The sequence below is a fragment of the Asanoa iriomotensis genome, assembly GCF_016862515.1.
GTDB lineage: Bacteria > Actinomycetota > Actinomycetes > Mycobacteriales > Micromonosporaceae > Asanoa > Asanoa iriomotensis.
The window spans coordinates 1-21,177 of the sequence record NZ_BONC01000097.1; the positions used below are offsets into that span (position 1 = coordinate 1).

A 21,177-nucleotide genomic window follows, 5' to 3' on the forward strand; every position below is an offset into this window, starting at 1 on the left:
CGGGCATGCAGCCCGAAGAGCCCATCCAGACCGCGCCGACCCCGGCGCCCGTGGCGACCGCACCGACGCCGGCCGCACCCGTGACGTTCACCCTGGAACAGGTCGCGGCGCTGCGCGGGCTGTTCGGTGCCGCGCCTGCCGCGCCGACCCCGGCGCCCGACCCCGGCCCGACCGCGGTCGACCCGACCGCGCGCCCGATCCCTGGGCAGGCCTTCACCCGCGACCGGCCGGCCGCCCCGGCGGTGCACCCGCTGGCCTACCGGCCGGAGGTGCTCGACCGGCTACAGGCCGCGCTCGACGCCCGGTCGCCCGGCCGGTTCGTCGCGGACAGCCCGGATCAGACCTTCGCCACGCTGGTGACCGGCACGCTCGGCGCCGGGCGGGTCTGGGGCGCGAACGTGCTGGGCGGTCCCCGGCTGCTGCACGTCGTCGCGAACGTGCCCCGCCAGCCCGCGGACGCGATCTTCGCGCAGTTCCCCCAGTTGACCCTGCCGACCGCGTCCGCCTCGGTCGGTGAGGGGGTGACGGTGACGGAGTACGCCACGTCCGCGGCCGGCAGCGTGACCATGGGTCGGTTCGGCCGCTGGACGGACCTCTCCGAAGAGTCGCAGGTCGGCGCCGACGCTGGCGCGATCATCGGCATGCACCAACTCGGCATCGCGCTCGACATGGACAAGGTGCTCATCGACGGCGTGGAGACCGCGGCCGGCGCCGCGGTCGCGTTCACCGCCGACGTTCCCGCCGCGATCCGCTCTGCCATGGCGAAGGTGATGGCCGCGACCGCGACCGAAGACCCGGCCGAACTGACCATCCTCGTGCACCCCGACAACGCGGCCCTGCTACAGGACGTCACCCCGACCGGCGGCGCGACGATCGCCGAGAAGTTCCAGCGGTTCAGCGGCGGTCTGGTCTACCCGAGCAACGCGGTCAACACCGGTTTCGTCACGGTGGCCAACCTGAAGGTGGGCACCCGCTACTTCGAAGTGCACGGCGCCCGGACGCTGACCGACGTCAACGTCAAGACCAACGTCGAGACGATCGCGACGTCGGCGCTCGGCGGCTACGGCATCACGCTCACGACCGGCTTCGCCGTCATGGTGGACGTCGTCACGCCCTAATCCTTCCGGGGACGTGACGCACGCGAGCGGCCCGCCACTTACCTCCTTGGGTGGCGGGCCGTTCGTGTCTGTGCGTTGCGCTGGGCGGGCGCGGCGATGGTCTCAGGCGAAGCGGTAGAGGTACGGGATGCCGCCGTAGTCGAGCAACGTGCGGATCGCGCAGCGGAACGCCACGCACACCGCGTCGTCGTCGTCGGGGCAGGCCTTGCACTGGCCGGCCGCGCGCTCCGGTTCGACGCCGTACACCCGGTCCAACGGCAACGCCACCGGCGGCGCGATCTCGGTGTGCATCCGGACGGTGCGCTGCGCGGCCCAGATCCCGAACGGCACCTCACCCTCGATGGTCGTGCCGAAGTTCCACACGCTGGACGGGGCGAATCGCGTCACGCTGGCACCTCCTCCGCGAGGTAGTACCCCGGAGCGCGCCGGGCTCGGGTCGCCAGCAACGCACCCCGGGGGATGTGACATAGCTCATCACACATGTGGCTACATGTGGAATCGGTCATGTGGCGACATGTAGCCAGCCTCAAGGTGGCCTCAAGGGGCGGGCTGAGACGCTGCCACCATGGATCGGGTCGGTGAGGCATTCGCGCGGTTTCAGGCTGCGCAGGCCGGTATCGACCGTGCGAAAGAGCGCGCCGCGCAGGTGGTCGCCGACGCCCGGGCCGCGGCCGAACAGGCGCGCCTCGATCTGGCTGCGGCCATCGCCAGCGAATACGGGAACGGCGCCCGGGTCAGTGACCTCGCGCGCCGTTCGAACTACACCCGTGAGCACGTGCGGCGCATCCTGCGCGCCGCGGGCTACGAAGCCGAGTAGTTACCCGGCAATCCGCGGGCGCCGATCGCGCCCCGCCAGCCCTCGATCCGTCGTGGGCGCCATGCGATCCGGCAGACGCCGCACCTCGCTCACCGGCCGCGGACGGCCCTGCCGCGGGCCGTCGGCCCGGTCGCCCGCGGTTAGCTCACCGGCGACCACGATCCGCCGGTCGGGCACGTGATCGAGCCGAGCCACGATCACCTGATCCGCCTCGCCGGTCTCGAGCATGCGGTCGACGTCCGGCCACCGCCGCACGACGGCCAGCAGTTCGACGCCCGCGGCCTCGATCGCCGCCAAACACAGCGCCAGCCAGCGCAGGAACTCAGGCCCCTCCGCGCGGGCCGGGATGAACACGAGCGCCGGGCCGCTCACCGCTGAGCCTCGCGCTCAGCTTCGTTGATCGCGTTCAGCAGCGTGAGCGCAGGCCATAGCGGGCTGTCCGCCTCGGTCGACTCGTGACCGAGCATCGTGCGCAGCTTGCCGACCAAGGTGTCGTACGGAACGCGTGCAAGCTGCTCCACGAGCGCGGGCACGCTGGCGTCGGGTCGTTCGGGGTGTCGGGGCAGAATGGACACGGGTCGCCTCCAGAGGGCGATCAAGGGCCGGGTAGCGGGTGGTTGCACACCCGTCCGGCCCGTCTACGTCGCCGAGCCCGCCCGCTTAGATGTTGCTCCGTGGCGGAACTCGACCACGTCGCCGTCTTGCATGATGTAGTCCTTGCCTTCGATGCGGACCTTGCCCGCTGCCTTGGCGGCCGGCATGTTGCCCGCTGCCATCAGGTCGTCGTAGGAGACGATCTCGGCCTTGATGAAGCCCCGCTGGAAGTCTGAGTGGATCACGCCCGCGGCCTCGGGGGCGGTCGCGCCGATCGGGATCGTCCAGGCGCGTGCTTCCTTCGGGCCTGCCGTCAGGTAGGTCTGCAGGCCAAGCGTGCGGAAGCCCACCCGGATCAGTTGGTCCAGGCCCGGCTCCGGCTGGCCGATCGACTCCAGCAGCTCGCGCGCCTCGTCCTCGGGCAGGTCGATCAGCTCCGACTCGACCTTGGCGTCCATGAAGACGGCCTCGGCCGGGGCGACCAGCGCCCGCAGCTCGTCGAGGAAGGCCGCGTTGTTGAGCTCCTCCTCGTCGACGTTGAAGACGTAGAGGAACGGCTTGGTGGTCAGCAGGTGCAGCTCACGCAGCTCGGCCACGTCGATGCCGGCCGCCGCCGCGCCGGCGTACAGCGTGATGCCCTGGTCGAGCAGCTCACCCGCCGCCTTGGCCGCGGCGGCGATCCCCGCGCGGTCCTTGCGCAGCTTGGCTTCCTTCTCGAGCCGCGGCAGCGCCTTCTCGATGGTCTGCAGGTCGGCGAGGATCAGCTCGGTGTTGATCGTCTCGATGTCGTCGGCCGGCGACACCTTGCCGTCGACATGGACGACGTTGGGGTCCGAGAAGGCCCGCACCACCTGGCAGATCGCCGAGGCGTCGCGGATGTTGGCGAGGAACGCGTTGCCGCGCCCCTGCCCCTTGGACGCCCCACGCACCAGCCCGGCGATGTCGACGAACGAGACGGGCGCGGGAACGATCTTCTGCGAGTCGTAGAGGGCGGCCAGCTTCTGCAGGCGGCCGTCGCGCAGGCCGACCACGCCGACATTCGGCTCGATGGTCGCGAATGGGTAGTTCGCCGCCAGCACGTCGTTTTTGGTCAACGCATTGAACAGTGTGCTCTTGCCGACGTTGGGCAGGCCGACGATCCCGATGGTCAGACTCACAACAGCCCAGCTTACGCAGGCGCCTGAACGATCAGGCGATTGCCTGCCACCAGCCGTCGACCGGGGGTGGGGCGTCGACGTCGACCCGCTCGCCGGGGCGTGGGACCGCGAGCGTGACGCCCTCGGCCTTGGCCTCGGACCATAGTCGGTCCGCCGGCTCTGACCAGTCGTGGAAGGCGAGCACGAAGGTGCCCCAGTGCAGCGGGATCAGCAGGCCGCCGCGGACCGCGCGGTGGGCGCGGACCGCGTCCTCCGGGGTCATGTGGATGTCCGGCCAGCCCTCGCTGTAGGCACCGATCTGCATCAGCGTCGCGTCGAACGGGCCGTGTGCCGCGCCGATCTCCGCATAGCCGTCGAAATAGCCCGAGTCGCCCGTGTAGAAGACCTTGCGCCCATGGCCCGCGACCACCCACGACGCCCACAGTGTCTCGTCGCGGTTGAGGCCGCGGCCGGAGAAGTGCCGGGCCTCCGTCGCGGTCAGCGTCAGCCCGCCGACCGTGATCGACTCGTCCCAGTCGAGCTCGATCACCCGCTCCGGCGGCACGCCCCACCGCGCGAAGTGCGCACCCACGCCCAGCGGCACCACGAACGGTGCCGTCGACATGCGGGCCAGCTCACGGATCGACGGCAGGTCGAGGTGGTCGTAGTGATCATGGGAGATCACGATCGCGGACAGCGGCGGCAGCTCGTAGATCTCCACCGGCGGCTCGTGCAGCCGGCGGGGGCCGACCAGCTGGGACGGCGAGCAGCGGTCGCTCCACACCGGGTCGAACAGGATCCGCTCGCCGTCGATCTCGACCAGCGCGGACGAGTGCCCGTACCAGGTGATGTGCAGGCCCTGCGCCGTCTCGCCGCCGGGCGCGACCAGCGGGATCGGCAGGCGGGGCTTGCGCCGCTCACGGTCGCGCAGGAACGAGCCCAGCATCGAGCCGGCCGGCTGGGTCAGCGTGCGGGCGGCCACCCGGTTGTGGAAGCGACCGTCGCGCCACTGGGGCGACGACGACACCCGGCGCTCCTCGGGCCGGGCGCCCATCGAGCGCGGCACGTCCCGCGCGGCCCAGGCCAGCGCCGCGACGCCAGCACCCAGGATGCCCACTGTCCATGCCGCCTTCTTCGCCATGACCACAAGTGTGCAACAACGCACCGACAAAAACCTGAGGCTCCACTCAGCTGACGGCGATGTCCGAATCCCGCGAGCCATCGGGCCCGAGCCGAGGCAGGATCGATGGCATGGAACTGGAGTTCGAGCGGTGCTACCGGGCGGTCGACAGCCGTGACCAGCGGTTCGACGGCTGGTTCTACACCGCCGTCACATCCACCGGGATTTACTGCAAGCCCTCGTGCCCGGCCGTCACGCCGAAACGGGCGAACGTCCGCTTCTACCGGTCGGCCGCCGCCGCGCAGAAGGCCGGCTTCCGCGCCTGCAAGCGGTGCCGCCCGGACGCCGTGCCCGGCTCACCCGAGTGGGACGTGCGGGCCGACACGGTCGGCCGCGCGATGCGGCTGATCGGCGACGGCGTGGTCGACCGCGAGGGCGTGCCGGGCCTGGCCGCCCGGCTGGGCTACACCGAGCGCCACCTGCACCGGATGCTCACCGAGGAGCTGGGCGCCGGCCCGCTGGCCCTGGCCAGGGCGCAGCGCGCCCAGACGGCCCGCATCCTGGTCGAGACGACCGACCTCGGCCTGGCCGAGATCGCGTTCGCGGCCGGTTTCGGCAGCGTGCGGCAGTTCAACGACACGATCAAGGAGGTGTACGGCGGCCCGCCGTCGACGCTGCGCCACGGCAAGAGCCAGCAGAAGGAAGCCGGCGTCGTCAACCTGAGACTCGCCTACCGGCCCCCGCTGCACGCCTCGGCCCTGCTCGAGTTCCTCGGCGACCGCGCGATCCCCGGCGTCGAGGACGTCACGGACGGCACCTACCACCGCGTCCTGACCCTGCCCCACGGCCCGGGCGAGGTCACGCTGACCCCGATCCCCGGCCACGGCGCCGCCGCACACGTCGCCGCCACCCTCAAGCTCGAGGACGTCCGCGACCTGGCTCCCGCGGTCGCCCGCGCCCGCCGGCTGCTCGACCTCGACGCCGACCCGGAGGCGGTCGACGCCACGCTCGGTGCCGACCCCGCCCTGGCCAAGACCGTCGAAAAGGAGCCGGGTGTACGCGTACCGAGAGCGGTCGACGGCTTCGAGACTGCGGTCCGCGCGATCGTCGGCCAACAGATCTCGGTCGCCGCGACCCGCACGATCCTCGGCAGAATCGCGGAACAGACGGACAAGCCCGGCTTCCCTGACGCGGCAACCGTCGCCGAGCTCCCCGACGAAGCCTTCCCCATGCCCGCCGCCCGACGGGAGACGATCCGCGGCCTGGCCCGCGCCGTCGCCGACGGGACCGTCGACCTCGACCTCGGCGCCGACCGCGAGGAACTGGTCGACAGCCTGGTCGCCCTGCCCGGCATCGGCGCCTGGACCGCCGGCTACGTCGCGATGCGCGCCGCCGGCGACCCGGACGTCTTCCTGCACACCGATCTCGCCGTGCGCCGGGGCGCCAAGCACCTCGGCCTGCCCGACGAGCCCAAAGCACTCGAAGCGCACGCCGCTAGCTGGCGGCCCTGGCGCTCGTACGCCCTCATCCGTCTATGGAGGAACGCGTGAACACGACCACCATGACCACCCCGACCGGCCCGCTGACGATCATCGCGACCGACGACGGCACCGTGCGCGCCGCCGGCTTCACCGACAGCGTCGACGAGCTGCTCGCGCTCGTACACCCGTCGTTGCGGGGCCAGCCGAAAGCGCGCCAGGACCTCGGCCCGATCAGCAGCGCCGTGCGGTCCTATCTGGACGGTGAGCTGACCGCGATCGACGACGTGCCGGTCGAGCAGCACACCAACGGCGCGTTCCTGGGCCACGCCTGGGACGTGCTGCGCACGGTCAAGCCCGGCGCACCGGTCACCTACACCGAGTACGCGGAGCTGGCCGGCAACCCGACCGCCGTCCGCGCGGCCGCGCAAGCCTGTGCGCGCAACGCCGTCGCCCTGTTCGTGCCCTGCCACCGCGTGCTTCGCACCGACGGCACCCTGGGCGGCTACCGCTACGGGCTCGAAGTGAAAAAGTGGCTTCTCGGGCACGAGGTGCGGTAGGCCGGTCGCAGCGTTTACCGTCACGGGGTGCGTACCAAACGTGACCATCAGTCCGGGGTACGCAACCTGTGGCGGCTGCGCCGCTACCTCCGCCCCTACCGCCTCCAGTTCGCCGGCCTGGTGCTGGCGGCGCTCGGCGGCACGGCCGTCGGCATCGCCGTTCCGCTGGTCATCCGCCGGGTGGTCGACGGGCCCATCGCGCACCGCGACCCGCACGGGCTGATCGCGCTCGGCGCGCTGGCGCTGCTGCTCGGCGTCACCGAGGCGGCGCTGACGTTCATCCGGCGCTGGTCGCAGTCGAGCCAGGCGCTCGGCATGGAGGCGACCATCCGGCAGGACCTCTACGCCCACCTGCAGCGGCTCCCGGTCGCGTTCCACGACCGCTGGCAGAGCGGCCAACTACTCGCCCGGGCCACCGCCGACCTGTCGGTGATCCGGCGCTTCCTCTCCTTCGGGCTGCTGTTCCTGTTCGTCAACCTCACCACGTACGCCGTGGTGGTGGCGCTGTTGATCCGGCTGCACTGGCCCCTCGGCCTGCTGGTCGCCGGCAGTGCGGTGCCCCTGGTCGTGGTCAGCAGACGATTCACCCGCACCTACCTACGCACCTCGCGCCGGATGCAGGACGAGCAGGGTGACCTGGCCACCCAGGTCGAGGAGACGGCCCGCGGCCTGCGGACCGTCAAGTCGTTCGGCCGGCAGGCGTTCATGAGCCGCCAGTTCGGCGCCGGCGCCGACCGGCTGCGGAACACCGCGGTCGACAAGGGCCGCCAGCTCGCCGGCACGTCCGCCCAGTTCGACCTCGTGCCCAACCTGACCCTCGCGGCGGTGCTGGTGCTGGGCGCCGTCGAGGTCGCCGCCGGCCGGCTGACGATCGGCGAGTTGGTCGCGTTCGTGACGCTGCAGCTCATGCTGATCTGGCCGATCGAGTCGCTGGGCTGGATCATCGGCAACGCGCAGGAGGCGATGACCGCCTCGGACCGGATCCACGAGGTGCTCGACGCGCCACCCTCCATCGTGGACAAGCCCGACGCCCGCGCCGCCGGGCCCGTCGCCGGCGAGGTGCGTTTCGACGACGTCTGGTTCAGCTATCCGGGAAGCGCGACGCCCGTGCTGCGCGGGATCTGCCTGACGGTGCGGCCGGGCGAGACGCTCGCGCTCGTCGGCACCACCGGCTGCGGCAAGACGACGCTGGTCTCGCTCGTCCCGCGGCTCTACGACGTGACCGCGGGCCGGATCACCCTCGACGGTCACGACGTGCGCGACCTGCGCCTCGACTCGCTGCGCGAGGTGGTCGGCGTCGCGTTCGAGGAGCCGACGCTGTTCTCGATGTCGGTGCGGGAGAACCTCGCCCTGGGCCGCACGGACGCGACCGACGACGAGATACACGAGGCCCTCGCGCTGGCCCAGGCCGACTTCGTCGACGACCTGCCGTGGGGCCTCGACACCCGGGTCGGCGAGCAGGGCCTGTCGCTCTCCGGCGGCCAGCGGCAGCGGTTGGCCCTGGCCCGCGCGATCCTGAGCCGCCCGCGGGTGCTGGTGCTCGACGACCCGCTGTCGGCCCTCGACGTGCACACCGAGGCGTTGGTGGAGAAGGCGCTGGCCGGGGTGCTCGCCGACACCACCGCGCTGCTGGTCGTGCACCGCCCGTCGACGATCGCCCTGGCCGACCGGGTCGCGCTGCTCGCCGACGGCGAGATCGTCGCGACCGGCACGCACTCGGAGCTGCTGGCCACCGTGCCGGCGTACCGGGCGGTGCTCTCCGAGGCGGCGGAGATCGCGGACGCCGCATGACGGTGCACGCCTGGCGGGGCCGCGCCACCGAACTCGACGCCGACCGGACGGCGGCCGAGGCCGCGGACCCGGCGGCGGTCGCGCGCCTGCGGGTGCGCAGCCGGGCGCTGCTGGCCTCCCTGGTGCGCCCGCACCGGCGCGCGCTGGCCGCGACGGTCGCGTTGCTGTTGCTGCAGAGCGTCGCCGGGATGGCCGGCCCGTTCCTCGTGATGCTCGCGATCGACAAGGGCATCCCGCCGCTGCGCGCCGGCGACCCGACCGTGCTGATCGAGGTCGGCCTGGCGTTCGTGGCCGCCGCCTCGGTCGAGTACGCCGGGAAACGCGGCTTCCTGCGGCTGTCGGCCCGGATCGGCCAGGACGTGCTGCGGGACCTGCGGCAACGGGTGTACGACCACTTCCAGCGGCTGTCGATCGGCTTCCACGAGCGCTACACCTCGGGCCGGATGGTGGCCCGGCTGACCAGCGACATGGACTCGATCAGCGAACTGGTCGACGGCGGCATCGACGACCTCGTGCTCGCGGGGCTGTCGGTGGTCTCGGTGGCCGGCGTCCTGCTCTACCTGGACGCGCCGCTGGCCCTGGTGACGCTGCTGACGTTCCCGTTCCTGCTGTGGCTGTCGCGCTGGTTCGCGCTCGCGTCGGCGGTCGCGTACCGCCGCACCCGGGAAGCGGTCGCGCTCGTGATCGTCCACTTCGTAGAGTCGTTGGGCGGCATCCGCGCGGTGCACGCGTTTCGCCGCGAGCCCCGCAACCAGCAGATCTTCGACGCGCTCAACGACGACTACCGCCGGGCCAACCTGCGGGCGTTCCGGCTGATCGCCGTGTATTCGCCCAGCATCAAGCTGATCGGCAACCTGGCGATCGCCGGCGTGCTGACGTACGGCGGGTGGCAGGTGCTGCACGGCAAGACGGCGATCGGGGTGCTCGCCGCGTTCCTGCTCTATCTGCGCCGGTTCTTCGAGCCGATGCAGGAGCTGAGCCAGTTCTACAACGCGTTGCAGTCGGCGACGGCGGCGCTGGAGAAGCTCGCCGGCGTCCTGGACGAACGCCCGGCGGTGCCGGAGCCGGCGCGCCCGACCCCGCTGCCGGCGGCCGGTGGCGGGCGCGCGATCACCTTCCAGGACGTGACGTTCGGCTATCGGGACGGCCCGCCGGTGCTCGCGGACTTCACCATCGAGATCCCGGCGGGCCAGATCGTGGCGCTGGTCGGTGCCACCGGTGCGGGAAAGTCGACGGTGGCCAAGCTGGTGGCGCGGTTCTACGACCCGGTCGCGGGCACCGTCCGGCTGGACGGCGTCGACCTGCGGGCGGTGCCCGACACCGAGTTGCGCCGGGCGGTCGTGATGGTCACGCAGGAGAACCATCTGTTCGCGGGTACGGTCGCCGACAACCTGCGGTTCGGCCGCCCGGAAGCGACGGACGCGGACCTGATGGCGGCCGCCGCCGCGATCGGCGCGCACGACTTCATCGCCGCGCTCCCGGAGGGCTACGGGACCGACGTACACCGTCGTGGTGGTCGCCTGTCGGCCGGGCAGCGGCAGCTCGTGGCGTTCGCCCGCGCGTTCCTCGCGGACCCGGGCGTCCTGATCCTCGACGAGGCGACGTCGTCGCTGGACGTGCCGACGGAACGGTTGGTGCAGCGTGCGTTGCGCACGATCCTGCACCGGCGCACGGCCCTGGTGATCGCGCACCGCCTGTCGACGGTGGAGATCGCCGACCGCGTCCTGGTGATCGACGACGGCCGCGTGGTCGAGGACGGCCCACCCAGCCGCCTCATCACGGGCGGCGGCCGCTACGCCACCCTCCACACCCAATGGCGCGACTCCCTCCTCTGACGACCACCGACGGTCCACCCGGTGACCCCCGCATCGGCCGCACGCATAACCGATCCGGGACCGATCGCCGGCCATAGCGTCGTCCGCCGTCCAGAATGGAGCGGACGGCCAAGCGCGTCGCCCATTCCACTGGATCATCACGGCCCGAATGTTCGCGCTGACAGACTGAAAGACATCGTTATTCTCAGGATCTATGTGCCAGCCTTCCAGGATCAAAACGAACGCCGATCCGCAATGGAGGAGAGCGCGCGATGACTGACCCGTACGGTTCGCCGGTGCAACCGCCTTATGGACCGCCGAACCAGGCACAACCGCCGGTGGGAAACGGTGGTCAACAGCCATTTCAGCCGGGTTATCCGGTCGCGCCGCCGCCACCCAGGAAGCGCAAGGGCTGGCTGGTGCCGGCGCTGGTCTGCGGCGGGCTGGCGCTCGTGCTCTGCTGCGGCGGCATCGCGGTGGTGTCGATGAGCGGCGACGACGGCAACACCAAGCAGGCCAGCGGGGTCGTCGAGGCCGAGCCGGGCATCGAGTCGGGCAAGCCCGCGGACCAGCCCGCCACGGACCAGCCCGCCGCCGACCAGCCCGAGGAGGACAAGCCGGCGGGCCCGGCGACCGCCAAGGTCGGCGGCACCATCGTCATCAGCGGTGGCCTGCTCGAGGGTGACGAGATGGCGTTCACGGTGCGATCCGTCAAGGCGGCCAGTTCCGACAATATGTTCACCCAGCCAGGGTCGGGCAAGAAATACATCGCCGTCGACATCTCAGTGCAGATGCGCAAGGGCGACGCGCTGATGACCGGCAGCGAGGTCACGCTGCAGGACAAGAGCGGCGAGGTTTACAACAATCAGTTCGTCGTGCATGACGACGCTTTCGAATGGGCGAATCTTTCGGCCGGCCAGCGCAAGTCCGGCCTCGTGTTCTTCGAGGTGCCGAAGGCGTTCGCGATCAAGGGATCGAAAGTCCTGGTCCAGGACTTTTGGGACAGGAAGCCCGCAGGCGCCTGGACGCCGTGACGGCGCGCTGGCAACCGGCTGGGCGATTGCTGGCAGGGCGATGTGAGTTTGGCCCGATAGCTGGGCATTCCCGTAAAAGGTGCGGATCCTGAGGTGGGATCACTTTGGGAGGCACCGATGGCGAGATGGGCGCAGCTGGCGATCGGTGCCGGCGTGGTGGGGGTGCTGGTCGCCGCCGCGGTCCTGCCGGTGGGGCTGGTCAGCGGGTTCGTCGCCACCCGGGTCGCGTTGGCCACCACCGATCTGCCTGCGGCACTCGCCCAACCCACCGTGCCGCAGGCATCCCGGCTCTACGCCGCCGACGGCAAGACGCTGGTCACCACGTTCGCCGACGAGAACCGCACCGACGTCGCCCTGGACGCGGTCGCGCCCGTCATGCGGCAGGCCATCGTCGCCGCCGAGGACACCCGGTTCTACGAACACGGCGCGGTCGACGTGCGTAGCGTGCTGCGGGCCCTGGTGGCCAACGGGCGCAGCGGCGCGACCGAGCAGGGCGCCTCCACCCTGACCATGCAATATGTCCGAAATGTTCTGAAGACCGATCCCAAGGCGACCCAGGCCGAGCGCGACGCCGCCACCGCCGACGACTTCGGGCGCAAGGTCCAGGAGATGCGGTACGCGGTCGCGGTCGAGCACGAGATCAGCAAGGACGAGATCCTCAAGCGGTACCTCAACATCGTCTACTTCGGCGCCGGCGCCTACGGTGTCTCCGCCGCCGCGCAGACCTACTTCTCCACCACCCCCGACAAGCTCACCCTCGCCCAGGCCGCCCTGCTCGCCGGTCTGGTGCAGTCGCCGGACGCGTACGACCCGATCCACGGCGACAAGACCGCCGCGCAGGCCCGCCGCGGCTACGTGCTCGACTCAATGGTCAAGGCCGGCGACGTCAGCCAGGCCGCCGCCGACCAGGCCAAGGCCGCGCCGCTCGGCCTGAAACCCGCCACCGTGCCCAACGGCTGCACCGCCGCCACACCCGAGAACGCCCGGTTCTTCTGCGACTACTTCGTCTCCTGGTGGCAGCAGCAGAAGGCGTTCGGTGAGACCCCGCAGCAGCGGCTGGCCGCCCTGCGCGACGGCGGCTACGACATCGTGCTGTCCCTGGACCCGAAGGTGCAGGAGACGGCGACCAAGGCCGCCACAAGCGTCTACGGGTACGACGACCCCAAGGCCCTGCCGATCGCGGCCGTGCAGCCCGGCACCGGTCGCGTGCTCGCGCTCGCCGTCAACCGGCACTACAGCCTGGCCAAGAAGCCCGGCGACACCGTCGACCAACTCGTCGCCGGCGGCGCCTCCGTGACCGGCTACCAGGCGGGTTCGACGTTCAAGCTGTTCACCATGCTGGCCGCGCTCGAGGCCGGCTACACCCTCGACACCGGCTTCGACGCACCGAGCAAGCTGCGCACCAACTGGGTCGACAGCGGCCCAGCCTCCTGCGGTGGTTTCTACTGCCCGGCCAATGACAATCCAGAGTGGATGGACGGCTACCGGACGATGTGGACCGGCTTCGGCCGCTCCGTCAACACGTACTTCGTGCACCTGGAGGAGCAGGTGGGCGCGGCCAAGGCCGTCGAGATGGCCCAGCGGCTCGGCATCACCTTCCGCGCGAAGTCCGACGCACAGCGGGCCATGGACGACGCCGGCGACTGGGGCTCGTTCACCCTAGGCGTCGCCGACACGACGCCGCTGGACCTGGCCAACGCGTACGCGACGATCGCCGCCGACGGCACCTACTGCACGCCGCTGCCCGTCACCGGCATCACCGACGCGGCCGGCCACAAGGTGCCGGCCGCCGACCCGAGCTGCAAGAAGGTGCTCGATCCCGACATCGCCCGCGCCGCGGTCGACGCCGCCCGCTGCCCCGTCGGCCAGTCCGGCGCCTACGGCCAGTGCGACGGCGGCACCGCCACCCAGGTGTCCACAATGCTCGGCGGCCGCCCGGTCGCGGGCAAGACCGGCAGCGCGGAGGGCAACGCCACGGAGTCGTTCGTGGGCTTCACGCCGCAGGTCGCCGCCGCCGGCATCGCGGCCAACCCGAGCCACCCGTCCGACGGGGTCGGCGGCGCCGTGCAGGCGGACGTGATCGCCGCCGTGACCGACGTGCTGGACCGTGCTCTGACCGGAGTGCCGGAGAAGGCTTTCGCCGCGCCGAGCAGGGCCCTGGCCTTCGAAAATGGCTCGAACGCGGCGGTACCCTGGCCACATGACGGATACGGCAGGCAGCAGGCGCGCCGGTATCCCTGAGAAGCCGTCGCTGGACGGCATCGAGGACAGCTGGGCGCGCCGGTGGCAGGAGGCGGGGACGTACGCGTTCGACCGGTCGAAGGCCCGGTCCGACGTCTACGCGATCGACACGCCTCCGCCGACCGTATCCGGCGAGCTGCACATGGGCCACGTCTTCTCCTACACCCACACCGACACCGTGGCCCGGTTCCAGCGCATGCGCGGCAAGATGGTGTTCTATCCGATGGGCTGGGACGACAACGGCCTGCCCACCGAGCGCCGCGTCCAGAACGTCTACGGCGTGCGCGGCGACGCCTCGCTGGCGTACGACTCGGATTGGACGCCGCCCGACGCGCCGGTCGACGACGCGGCGCGCAAGAACCCGACGGCCGTCTCACGGCGCAACTTCATCGAGCTGTGCGAGCGGCTCACCGTGCAGGACGAGCAGGCATTCGAGGCGCTCTGGCGCCGGCTGGGGCTCTCCGTCGACTGGTCGCTGACCTACACGACGATCGGCCGGCACGCCCGGCTCACGTCGCAGCGCGCCTTCGTGCGCAACCTCGTGCGCGGGGAGGCGTACACCGCCGAGGCGCCGACCCTCTGGGACGTCGGCTTCGGCACCGCGGTCGCGCAGGCCGAGCTGGAAGACCGCGAACGGCCGGGCGCCTACCACCGGCTGCGCTTCCACGGCCCCGGTGACGAGCCGGTCTACATCGAGACGACCCGGCCCGAGCTGTTGCCCGCGTGCGTGGCGCTGGTCGCACACCCCGACGACGAGCGCTACACCCACCTGTTCGGCGGCACGGTGCGCACGCCGGTCTTCGGCGTCGAGGTGCCGGTGCACGCGCACCCGCTGGCCGAGAAGGACAAGGGCACCGGCATCGCGATGGTCTGCACGTTCGGCGACCTGGCCGACGTGACCTGGTGGCGCGAGCTGCGGCTCGACACCCGCGTGGTGATCGGCCGCGACGGTCGGCTGCTGCCCGAGCCGCCGCACGGCGTCGACCCCGACAAATACGCGCACCTGGCCGGCCGCACGGTCAACCAGGCCCGCCGGGAGATCGTGGGGTTGCTCTCCGACGCGCTCGACCTGATCGGCGAGCCGAAGCCGGTGACCCACCCGGTCAAGTTCTACGAGCGTGGCGACTCGCCGCTGGAGATCGTCTCGACCCGGCAGTGGTACATCCGCAACGGCGGCCGCGACGCCGACCTGCGGGCGGCGCTGCTCGACCGCGGCCGGCAGCTGCACTGGACCCCGCCGCACATGCGGCACCGCTACGACCACTGGGTCGGCGGCCTCACCGGCGACTGGCTGGTCAGCCGGCAGCGCTTCTTCGGTGTGCCGATCCCGGTCTGGTACCCGCTCGACGCCGACGGCCGGCCCGACCACGACCATCCGCTGGTGCCGACCGAAGACCGGCTCCCGGTCGATCCGTCGCAGGACGTGCCGACCGGCTACACCGAGGAGCAGCGCGGCGTGCCGGGCGGTTTCGCCGCCGACCCGGACGTGTTCGACACGTGGGCCACCTCGTCGCTGACGCCGCAGATCATCAGCGGCTGGGAGACCGACCCCGACCTGTTCGCCCGGGTGTTCCCGATGGACCTCCGCCCGCAGGGGCAGGAGATCATCCGCACCTGGCTGTTCGCGTCGGTGGTGCGGGCGCACTTCGAGCACGGCACGCTGCCCTGGCGCGACGCGGTGCTGTCCGGCTGGATCCTCGACCCCGACCGCAAGAAGATGTCGAAGTCCAAGGGCAACGTGGTCACGCCGATGGCCCTGCTGGTCGACAACGGCTCCGACGCGGTGCGCTACTGGGCGGCGAGCGGCCGCCCGGGCACCGACCTGGCGTTCGACCCGGCGCAGATCCGGATCGGCCGGCGGCTCGCCACCAAGATCCTCAACGCGTCGAAGTTCGCGCTGGGCCTCGGCGCCGCGGGCGGCAGCGTCACCGAGCCGCTCGACCGGTCGATGCTCGCGGGCCTGCGCGAGGTGGTCGCCACGGCCACCGCGGCCTTCGAGGAGCTCGACCACACGACCGCGCTGCAGGCGACCGAGTCGTTCTTCTGGCGGTTCTGCGACGACTACATCGAGCTGGTCAAGGAGCGGGCCTACGGCGACACCGCGGCGTCCGGCTCGGCACGCGCCGCGCTGGCCACCGCGCTGTCGGTGCAGCTACGGCTGTTCGCGCCGTTCCTGCCGTTCGTCACCGAAGAGGTGTGGTCGTGGTGGCGCTACGGCTCGGTGCACCGTGCACCCTGGCCGACGGTCCACGAGCTGGCCGGCGGCGGCACGCCCGACCTCCTCCGGCTGACCGGCGAGGCACTCTCCCAGGTGCGCCGCGCCAAGTCGGAACGCAAGGTCTCGATGCGCACCGAGGTGCCGTTGGCCGAGGTGCTGGGGCCGGCGGCCATGCTCGAGTCGTTGGCGTCCGCGGCCGCCGACCTGCGCGCGGCGGGCCGCATCGGCAAGCTCGACTTCCTGCCCGACCGCACGACGGAGCTGGTCGTCGCGTCGGCCTTCTGAGCAGCAAAGGGGCCCGTCCGGACAAGGACAGGCCCCTTTTGCTGCTCGGGTCCGCGGTGGGCACGACCGTCGCTCCCGCCAGACCCCGCTTCGCTTCGCTGCGCTGCCAGGTCCGCGGTGGGTCTAGAACCACCAGCCGCGCAGGAACCGGATGCCGAGCAGGATCGTGACGATGCCGGGTCCCGCGGCCAACGCCGCCGCTGAGACTCGGTAGACCATGCGGTGCCGGATCAGCTCGGCGCCGTTGCCGACCACCACGACGCCGGCCGCCACCATGAACCACGCCCACCAGCGGGGCTCCACGTGGAACCAGTCGAAGCGGATCCCCAGGAACGTCAGCCCGAGCAGGACCGCGATCGAGGCCAGCATCGCCAGCGTGCGGTGGAACGAGCGGCCCAGCGGGTCGTTGGGCCGCCACCAGTAGCTGCCCGCGATCGCCGCGGCCGGCAGGGAGATCAGCAGGGGCCAGAACCGTGGCACGTCGCCGAACATCAGCATCACGCCGACGGCGAAGGCGACCAGGCCGACGTTGCCGAGCGCGTACGCCAGGATGCCGCCGCCCCGGACGAGCGAGACGAACCCCGCCGCCGCGATCAGCGACGTCGGGATCACCACGAACAGTGACCACCAGCGGAAGTCGTCGGCGGCCTGGGCCAGGATGCTGACCAGCGCGCAGGCGAGCAGCGCGATGCTCCCACCGGCCAGCCAGGGCGCGGCCCGGCCGGCGCCCGGCCGCGTCGTCGGTGTCGGGGTCGAGGTCTGCGGGTAGGTCGTACTCACGTCACCTACTGTGCCGACCCCGGACCCCGCACACCATCCGGCTAGCCCTACCCGGCCGGGTCGTGGTCACCCGACGGCGGTCAGAAGTCGCCGCCCCCGAAGTCGCCACCGCCGAAGTCGCCGCCACCGCCCCAGTCGCCGCCGCCGAAGTCGCCGCCACCACCGTCGCCGCCACCACCGTCACCGCCGTTGCCACCGTCACCGCCGTCGTAGCCGGTGCCGTCCTGAAAGCCCTCCTGGTAGCCGGCGTCGTAGCCGTAGCCCGGGTCGGCGAACGCCGGCGAGAACAGCGCGTCCGCGATCAGCAGGCCACCGACCGCGCCCGCGGCACCGGCCAGCGCCGGCCGCCACCACGGCTGGGAGTACCAGCCCGACGGCACGGGACGGCCCTGGTAGCGCCCGCCCGGGTAGTAGTACGGCGTCGTGTTGCTCGGCTGCGGGCCCGCGGTGAACCGCTCGCCCTGCACGTCGACCGTCCGCTCCTTGGTGAGCGTGCCGACACCCCGGGCCGACATGAGCTGCGGCAGCTCAGGCCCCGGGTCGATGCCCATCGCGGTGCGGGCCGCCCGGATGTAGATCAGACCCTCCAGCGCCGTCTCCCTGGCCAGCTCGTACTGCCGGGTGGAGCGGGCCTGCTCGAGCTGACTGCCCGCGGCCGTGTAGCGCTCGCCCGCGTCGGCCAGCGCCTGACGTACCGCCGGCTCGGAGCCGTGGAGGTTCATCACCTGCCCGCCGAGCCGCTCGTACCACCGCTGGGCGTCCGCACGGGCGTCCTGCAACTCCCGCTCACGCCGACCGGCCAACGAGCGCTGGTAGTAGAACACCAGCGCGATGACGATCACCAAGAGCGCGATCAACCACAACCAACCCATGACACGACGGTACCTAGCCTTGTCATGTCGTACCCGTTTGGCAGTCTTAGCCGATGGACCTTTCGACGGTGGCCGTGGTGGTCCTCTGCCTCGCCGTGGGCGCGGCGGCCGGGTGGTTTGTGGCTGTTTCGCGGTCCTCGGCCCAGATTGCCCTGCTCGAAGCCACCATCGAATCCGCCCGCGAAGGCGAGGGGCGCCTGGAGCAGTCGATGCGGGCGTTGTCCTTCGAGGCCACCGTGCAGTCCCAGGAGGCCGTGGCCCGGGCGGTGGCGCCGCTGCACGAGACGCTCCGGCGCTACGAGCTGCGGGTGGCCGAGCTGGAGCGCGAACGGGTCGACGCCTACGCCGAGCTGCGCGAGCAGGTCCGGGCCATGTCGACGGTCTCCGGCGAGCTGCGCACCGAGACCAAGCAGCTCGTGGCCGCGCTGCGCGCCCCGCAGGTCCGTGGCCGCTGGGGCGAGCACCAGCTCCGCCGCATCGTCGAGGCGGCGGGGCTGCTGGAGCACTGCGACTTCAGCGAGCAGGTGACGGCGTCGACCGACCACCAGGGCGTACGTCCCGACCTGGTGGTCCGGCTGCACGGCGGGCGCACCGTGGTGGTCGACGCCAAGGCGCCGTTCGACGCCTACCTGACCGCGATGGAGGCGCGCGACGAGCGCACCCGCGATCAGCACCTCGACGGGCACGCCCGCCAGCTCCGCGCCCACGTCGACGGGTTGGCGGCCAAGTCCTACTGGTCGGCGTTCGCCCAGTCCCCGGAGTTCGTCGTGCTGTTCGTGCCGGCCGACCCGTTCCTCGACGTGGCGCTGCAGCGCGACCCGACGCTGCTGGAGCACGCGTTCGCCCGCAACGTCGTGCTGGCCACCCCGGCGACGCTAATCGCGCTGCTGCGCACCGTCGCCTACTCGTGGCGCCAGGAGGCGCTGGCCCGCAACGCCGTCTCGGTGCACGAGCTGGCCCGCGAGCTCTACGGCCGGCTGGCCACGCTCGGCGACCACGTCGGCAAGCTCGGCTCGGCGCTGGGCACCGCCGTCACCTCGTACAACCGCGCGGTCGGCTCTCTCGAAGCGCGGGTCCTGGTCAGCGCCCGCAAGCTGGCCGACCTCGGCGTCTCGGGCGACGACCTGGTCGTGCCGGCGCAGGTGGAGAGCACGCCGCGGCAACTACAGGCGCCCGAGCTCATCTGAGACGGGAACCGCGTGACGGTTGGCGCGCGTCCCATTCCAATGACACACTTCGACGTCATGCGCAGGGTCACGGTGCCATTGGTCGCGGTGCTGGTCGCGGTGCTCGCTGGGTGTTCGGCGAGCCGGGGCGGTGGCGGCGCGAACCCGTCACCGTCATCGGCGCCGCCGGCGACGACGGAGACCGTCCCGGCGACGCCGCAGCCGACGCTGTCCCTGTCAATCGCTCCGCCGCCAGGCCCCACGGCCGGCACCCGGGTCCCGTCGCCGCGGCCGGCCAGCCCCCGCCCTTCGGGCGCCAAGGCGCCGACGGTGGTCAACGTGACCGGCACCGTCACCGAGGGTGTCGAGCCCGGCTGCCTGCTGGTCGAGGGCTATCTGCTGGTCAACGCCCCGACCAGCCTCGTCTACGCGGGCGTCCGGGTGCGCCTCACCCTGGAGGTGCGGCCTGACCTGGTCAGCACCTGCCAGCAGGGCACGCCGGCGATGATCACGTCCGCGCAGCGGCTTTGATATTACGACTGTAATGTAAACTGGCGGAGTGAACCTCCTCCGCACCGCCGCGACCTACGAGCGCGGCGTCTGGGTCAGCCTGTTCCGCTGGGTGCTCCGCCGCCCGGACCCGGCCGGCCCCGGCGCGCGCTTCGGCTACAGCGCCACGATGATGCCGGTGCTGCTCGCCTTCATCGGCGTGTCGATCGTGGAGATCCCGATCCTGCACTTCCTGCTCCCCTGGCAGACCGTGCGGATCGTCGTGTTCGTGGTCAGCGTCTGGGGCCTGCTCTGGATGGTCGGCCTGCTCGGCGCCGTCCGTGTGCACCCGCACCTGGTCACCGCCTACGGGCTGCGGGTGCGCTCGGGCTTCACCGTCGACGCGTTCGTGCCGTGGTCGGCGATCGCCGAGATCCGCGGCCGCAACCGGCCCCTGGAGAAGAGCAAGGGCGTGCAGTTCGAGGAGACCGCCACCGGCGGCCTGATCGGCAAGGTGGTGGTGCTCGGCCAGACCAACGTCGAGGTCGTGCTCAGCGCCCCGGCCGAGGTCGGCCTGCCCCGCGGGCCGCTGACCGAGCTGCATTTCTGGGCCGACGACGCTCCGGCCCTGGTGGCCGCGGCGAAGGCCAACCTGGTGTCAGTCGGCTGAGGCGACCCGGGCCGCGGCGGCGGCCTTCATGTCGCGCTTGAGCTCCTGCGGCAGCGAGAAGGCCAGCCGCTCGTCGACGGTGGTCACCTCGGAGACGTCCTCGAAGCCGCGCTCGACCAGGTGGTCGAGGAGCTGCTCGACCAGGTCCTCCGGCACGCTCGCGCCGGACGTGACGCCGACCGTGGTCGCGCCGGCCAGCCAGGCGTCGTCGATCTCGCTCGCGTAGTCGACCAGGTAGGCCGCCCGCGCACCCGCGTCGAGGGCCACCTCGACCAGGCGGACCGAGTTGGACGAGTTGGTCGAGCCGACCACGATCACCACGTCGCAGTCGGGCGCGATCTGCTTGACCACCTGCTGGCGGTTCTGCGTGGCGTAGCAGATGTCGTCGCTCGGCGGCGACTGCAGCAGCGGCAGGCGCTGCTTGAGCCGGTCCACCGTCTCCAGCGTCTCGTCGACCGACAACGTGGTCTGCGACAGCCAGACCACCTTGCTGGGGTCGCGCACGGTCACCTTGTCGACACCCTCCGGGCCGTCGACGAGCTGGATGTGCGCGGGCGCCTCACCGGCGGTGCCGATCACCTCTTCGTGGCCCTCGTGGCCGATGAGCAGGATGTCGTAGTCGTCGGCGGCGAACCGCTTGGCCTCCTGGTGGACCTTGGTCACCAGCGGGCAGGTGGCGTCGATCGCCTTGAGGCTGCGGGCCTTGGCCTGCTCGTGGACCTCGGGCGCGACGCCGTGCGCCGAGAAGACCACCGTGGCGCCCTCGGGCACCTCCTGGTTCTCCTCGACGAAGATCGCACCGCGCCGCTCCAGCGTGGCCACGACGTGCTTGTTGTGCACGATCTGCTTGCGCACGTAGATGGGGGCGCCGTAGAGCTTGAGCGCCTCTTCCACGGTCTGCACGGCGCGGTCGACGCCGGCGCAGTAGCCGCGCGGGTTGGCCAGGAGCACACGCTTGCGGTCCTCGATCACCCGCCAATCGTACGTGCCGCGC

At 71.6% G+C, this 21,177-nt stretch carries 19 protein-coding genes and 1 pseudogene; 12 read left to right on the forward strand and 8 right to left on the reverse strand.

Annotated features, from left to right (window positions below):
* Positions 1 to 1,118: pseudogene (locus Air01nite_RS37135) on the forward strand (hypothetical protein); the annotation flags it as partial.
* A gap of 102 nt (positions 1,119 to 1,220) precedes the next feature.
* Here the strand turns inward: Air01nite_RS37135 and Air01nite_RS37140 are convergent.
* A complete protein-coding gene (locus tag Air01nite_RS37140; RefSeq protein WP_203708092.1) occupies positions 1,221 to 1,505 on the reverse strand; it encodes a hypothetical protein in 285 nt (94 codons plus the stop codon).
* A 178-nt stretch (positions 1,506 to 1,683) separates the two neighbouring features.
* Here Air01nite_RS37140 and Air01nite_RS37145 point away from each other — a divergent pair, with 178 nt between their 5' ends.
* Positions 1,684 to 1,935 carry a hypothetical protein gene (locus Air01nite_RS37145; RefSeq protein WP_203708093.1) on the forward strand — a complete coding sequence of 84 codons (252 nt, stop codon included), beginning with the start codon at positions 1,684 to 1,686 and terminating at the stop codon, positions 1,933 to 1,935.
* Here Air01nite_RS37145 and Air01nite_RS37150 read toward each other — a convergent pair whose 3' ends face one another.
* The 4 genes from Air01nite_RS37150 to Air01nite_RS37165 form a co-directional block, all read right to left on the reverse strand.
* A complete protein-coding gene (locus Air01nite_RS37150; RefSeq protein WP_203708094.1) occupies positions 1,936 to 2,307 on the reverse strand; it encodes a hypothetical protein in 372 nt (123 codons plus the stop codon).
* Positions 2,304 to 2,510 carry a hypothetical protein gene (locus Air01nite_RS37155; protein WP_203708095.1) on the reverse strand — a complete coding sequence of 69 codons (207 nt, stop codon included), beginning with the start codon at positions 2,508 to 2,510 and terminating at the stop codon, positions 2,304 to 2,306. Before Air01nite_RS37155 ends, Air01nite_RS37150 begins: the two co-directional genes overlap by 4 nt.
* Before the next feature lie 63 nt (positions 2,511 to 2,573).
* Entirely contained in the window at positions 2,574 to 3,686 is a 1,113-nt protein-coding gene (ychF, locus tag Air01nite_RS37160) for a redox-regulated ATPase YchF (RefSeq protein ID WP_203708096.1), read from the reverse strand.
* A gap of 31 nt (positions 3,687 to 3,717) precedes the next feature.
* The gene (locus tag Air01nite_RS37165; protein ID WP_203708097.1) at positions 3,718 to 4,806 is read right to left on the reverse strand and encodes an MBL fold metallo-hydrolase; all 1,089 of its coding nucleotides are present in this window, start codon (positions 4,804 to 4,806) and stop codon (positions 3,718 to 3,720) included.
* A gap of 110 nt (positions 4,807 to 4,916) precedes the next feature.
* Between Air01nite_RS37165 and Air01nite_RS37170 the strand changes: the two genes are divergently transcribed.
* From Air01nite_RS37170 to valS, 7 genes are all read left to right on the forward strand, one after another.
* Positions 4,917 to 6,335 (forward strand): DNA-3-methyladenine glycosylase 2 family protein, encoded by a 1,419-nt coding sequence (locus tag Air01nite_RS37170; RefSeq protein WP_203708098.1) that lies wholly within the window; start codon positions 4,917 to 4,919, stop codon positions 6,333 to 6,335.
* 11 nt (positions 6,336 to 6,346) lie between these two features.
* Positions 6,347 to 6,823: a methylated-DNA--[protein]-cysteine S-methyltransferase gene (locus Air01nite_RS37175; protein WP_239091241.1), complete on the forward strand. Its 477-nt coding sequence runs from the start codon at positions 6,347 to 6,349 to the stop codon at positions 6,821 to 6,823.
* 27 nt (positions 6,824 to 6,850) lie between these two features.
* The gene (locus Air01nite_RS37180) at positions 6,851 to 8,614 is read left to right on the forward strand and encodes an ABC transporter ATP-binding protein (RefSeq protein WP_203708100.1); all 1,764 of its coding nucleotides are present in this window, start codon (positions 6,851 to 6,853) and stop codon (positions 8,612 to 8,614) included.
* Positions 8,611 to 10,449 (forward strand): ABC transporter ATP-binding protein, encoded by a 1,839-nt coding sequence (locus Air01nite_RS37185; RefSeq protein ID WP_203708101.1) that lies wholly within the window; start codon positions 8,611 to 8,613, stop codon positions 10,447 to 10,449. The genes Air01nite_RS37180 and Air01nite_RS37185 overlap by 4 nt, the downstream gene beginning before the upstream one ends.
* A gap of 398 nt (positions 10,450 to 10,847) precedes the next feature.
* Positions 10,848 to 11,462, forward strand: a complete 615-nt coding sequence (locus Air01nite_RS37190; protein ID WP_203708102.1) for a DUF4352 domain-containing protein — start codon at positions 10,848 to 10,850, stop codon at positions 11,460 to 11,462.
* Positions 11,463 to 11,579: 117 nt separating this feature from the next.
* Complete coding sequence (locus tag Air01nite_RS37195) at positions 11,580 to 13,703, forward strand: transglycosylase domain-containing protein (RefSeq protein WP_203708103.1); 2,124 nt, start codon at positions 11,580 to 11,582, stop codon at positions 13,701 to 13,703.
* Positions 13,663 to 16,206, forward strand: coding sequence for a valine--tRNA ligase (gene valS / locus Air01nite_RS37200; protein ID WP_203708104.1), 2,544 nt, complete (start codon positions 13,663 to 13,665; stop codon positions 16,204 to 16,206). Before Air01nite_RS37195 ends, valS begins: the two co-directional genes overlap by 41 nt.
* Before the next feature lie 123 nt (positions 16,207 to 16,329).
* On the opposite strand, the gene Air01nite_RS37205 is transcribed toward valS, so the two are convergent.
* Positions 16,330 to 16,986 (reverse strand): hypothetical protein, encoded by a 657-nt coding sequence (locus Air01nite_RS37205; RefSeq protein ID WP_203708105.1) that lies wholly within the window; start codon positions 16,984 to 16,986, stop codon positions 16,330 to 16,332.
* Positions 16,987 to 17,066: 80 nt separating this feature from the next.
* Entirely contained in the window at positions 17,067 to 17,858 is a 792-nt protein-coding gene (locus tag Air01nite_RS37210; protein WP_203708106.1) for a hypothetical protein, read from the reverse strand.
* A gap of 53 nt (positions 17,859 to 17,911) precedes the next feature.
* Here Air01nite_RS37210 and Air01nite_RS37215 point away from each other — a divergent pair, with 53 nt between their 5' ends.
* The 3 genes from Air01nite_RS37215 to Air01nite_RS37225 are packed head-to-tail and all read left to right on the forward strand — an operon-like array spanning position 17,912 to position 20,183.
* Entirely contained in the window at positions 17,912 to 19,045 is a 1,134-nt protein-coding gene (locus Air01nite_RS37215) for a DNA recombination protein RmuC (protein WP_203708107.1), read from the forward strand.
* A gap of 57 nt (positions 19,046 to 19,102) precedes the next feature.
* Positions 19,103 to 19,555 carry a hypothetical protein gene (locus tag Air01nite_RS37220; protein ID WP_203708108.1) on the forward strand — a complete coding sequence of 151 codons (453 nt, stop codon included), beginning with the start codon at positions 19,103 to 19,105 and terminating at the stop codon, positions 19,553 to 19,555.
* Positions 19,556 to 19,583: 28 nt separating this feature from the next.
* Positions 19,584 to 20,183 (forward strand): hypothetical protein, encoded by a 600-nt coding sequence (locus Air01nite_RS37225; protein ID WP_203708109.1) that lies wholly within the window; start codon positions 19,584 to 19,586, stop codon positions 20,181 to 20,183.
* On the opposite strand, the gene Air01nite_RS37230 is transcribed toward Air01nite_RS37225, so the two are convergent.
* Positions 20,172 to 21,155 carry a 4-hydroxy-3-methylbut-2-enyl diphosphate reductase gene (locus tag Air01nite_RS37230; protein ID WP_203708110.1) on the reverse strand — a complete coding sequence of 328 codons (984 nt, stop codon included), beginning with the start codon at positions 21,153 to 21,155 and terminating at the stop codon, positions 20,172 to 20,174. The genes Air01nite_RS37225 and Air01nite_RS37230 overlap by 12 nt on opposite strands.
* Between the last annotated feature and the right edge of the window lie 22 nt (positions 21,156 to 21,177).

Excerpts from the sequence above, each read along its gene's own strand:
- Air01nite_RS37145 (WP_203708093.1), top strand. The coding sequence starts at position 1,684 with ATGGATCGGGTCGGTGAGGCATTCGCGCGGTTTCAGGCTGCGCAGGCC.
- Air01nite_RS37165 (WP_203708097.1), bottom strand. The coding sequence starts at position 4,806 with ATGGCGAAGAAGGCGGCATGGACAGTGGGCATCCTGGGTGCTGGCGTC.
- Air01nite_RS37170 (WP_203708098.1), top strand. The coding sequence starts at position 4,917 with ATGGAACTGGAGTTCGAGCGGTGCTACCGGGCGGTCGACAGCCGTGAC.
- Air01nite_RS37175 (WP_239091241.1), top strand. The coding sequence starts at position 6,347 with ATGACCACCCCGACCGGCCCGCTGACGATCATCGCGACCGACGACGGC.
- Air01nite_RS37185 (WP_203708101.1), top strand. The coding sequence starts at position 8,611 with ATGACGGTGCACGCCTGGCGGGGCCGCGCCACCGAACTCGACGCCGAC.
- Air01nite_RS37195 (WP_203708103.1), top strand. The coding sequence starts at position 11,580 with ATGGCGAGATGGGCGCAGCTGGCGATCGGTGCCGGCGTGGTGGGGGTG.
- valS (WP_203708104.1), top strand. The coding sequence starts at position 13,663 with ATGACGGATACGGCAGGCAGCAGGCGCGCCGGTATCCCTGAGAAGCCG.
- Air01nite_RS37210 (WP_203708106.1), bottom strand. The coding sequence starts at position 17,858 with ATGGGTTGGTTGTGGTTGATCGCGCTCTTGGTGATCGTCATCGCGCTG.
- Air01nite_RS37215 (WP_203708107.1), top strand. The coding sequence starts at position 17,912 with ATGGACCTTTCGACGGTGGCCGTGGTGGTCCTCTGCCTCGCCGTGGGC.
- Air01nite_RS37220 (WP_203708108.1), top strand. The coding sequence starts at position 19,103 with ATGCGCAGGGTCACGGTGCCATTGGTCGCGGTGCTGGTCGCGGTGCTC.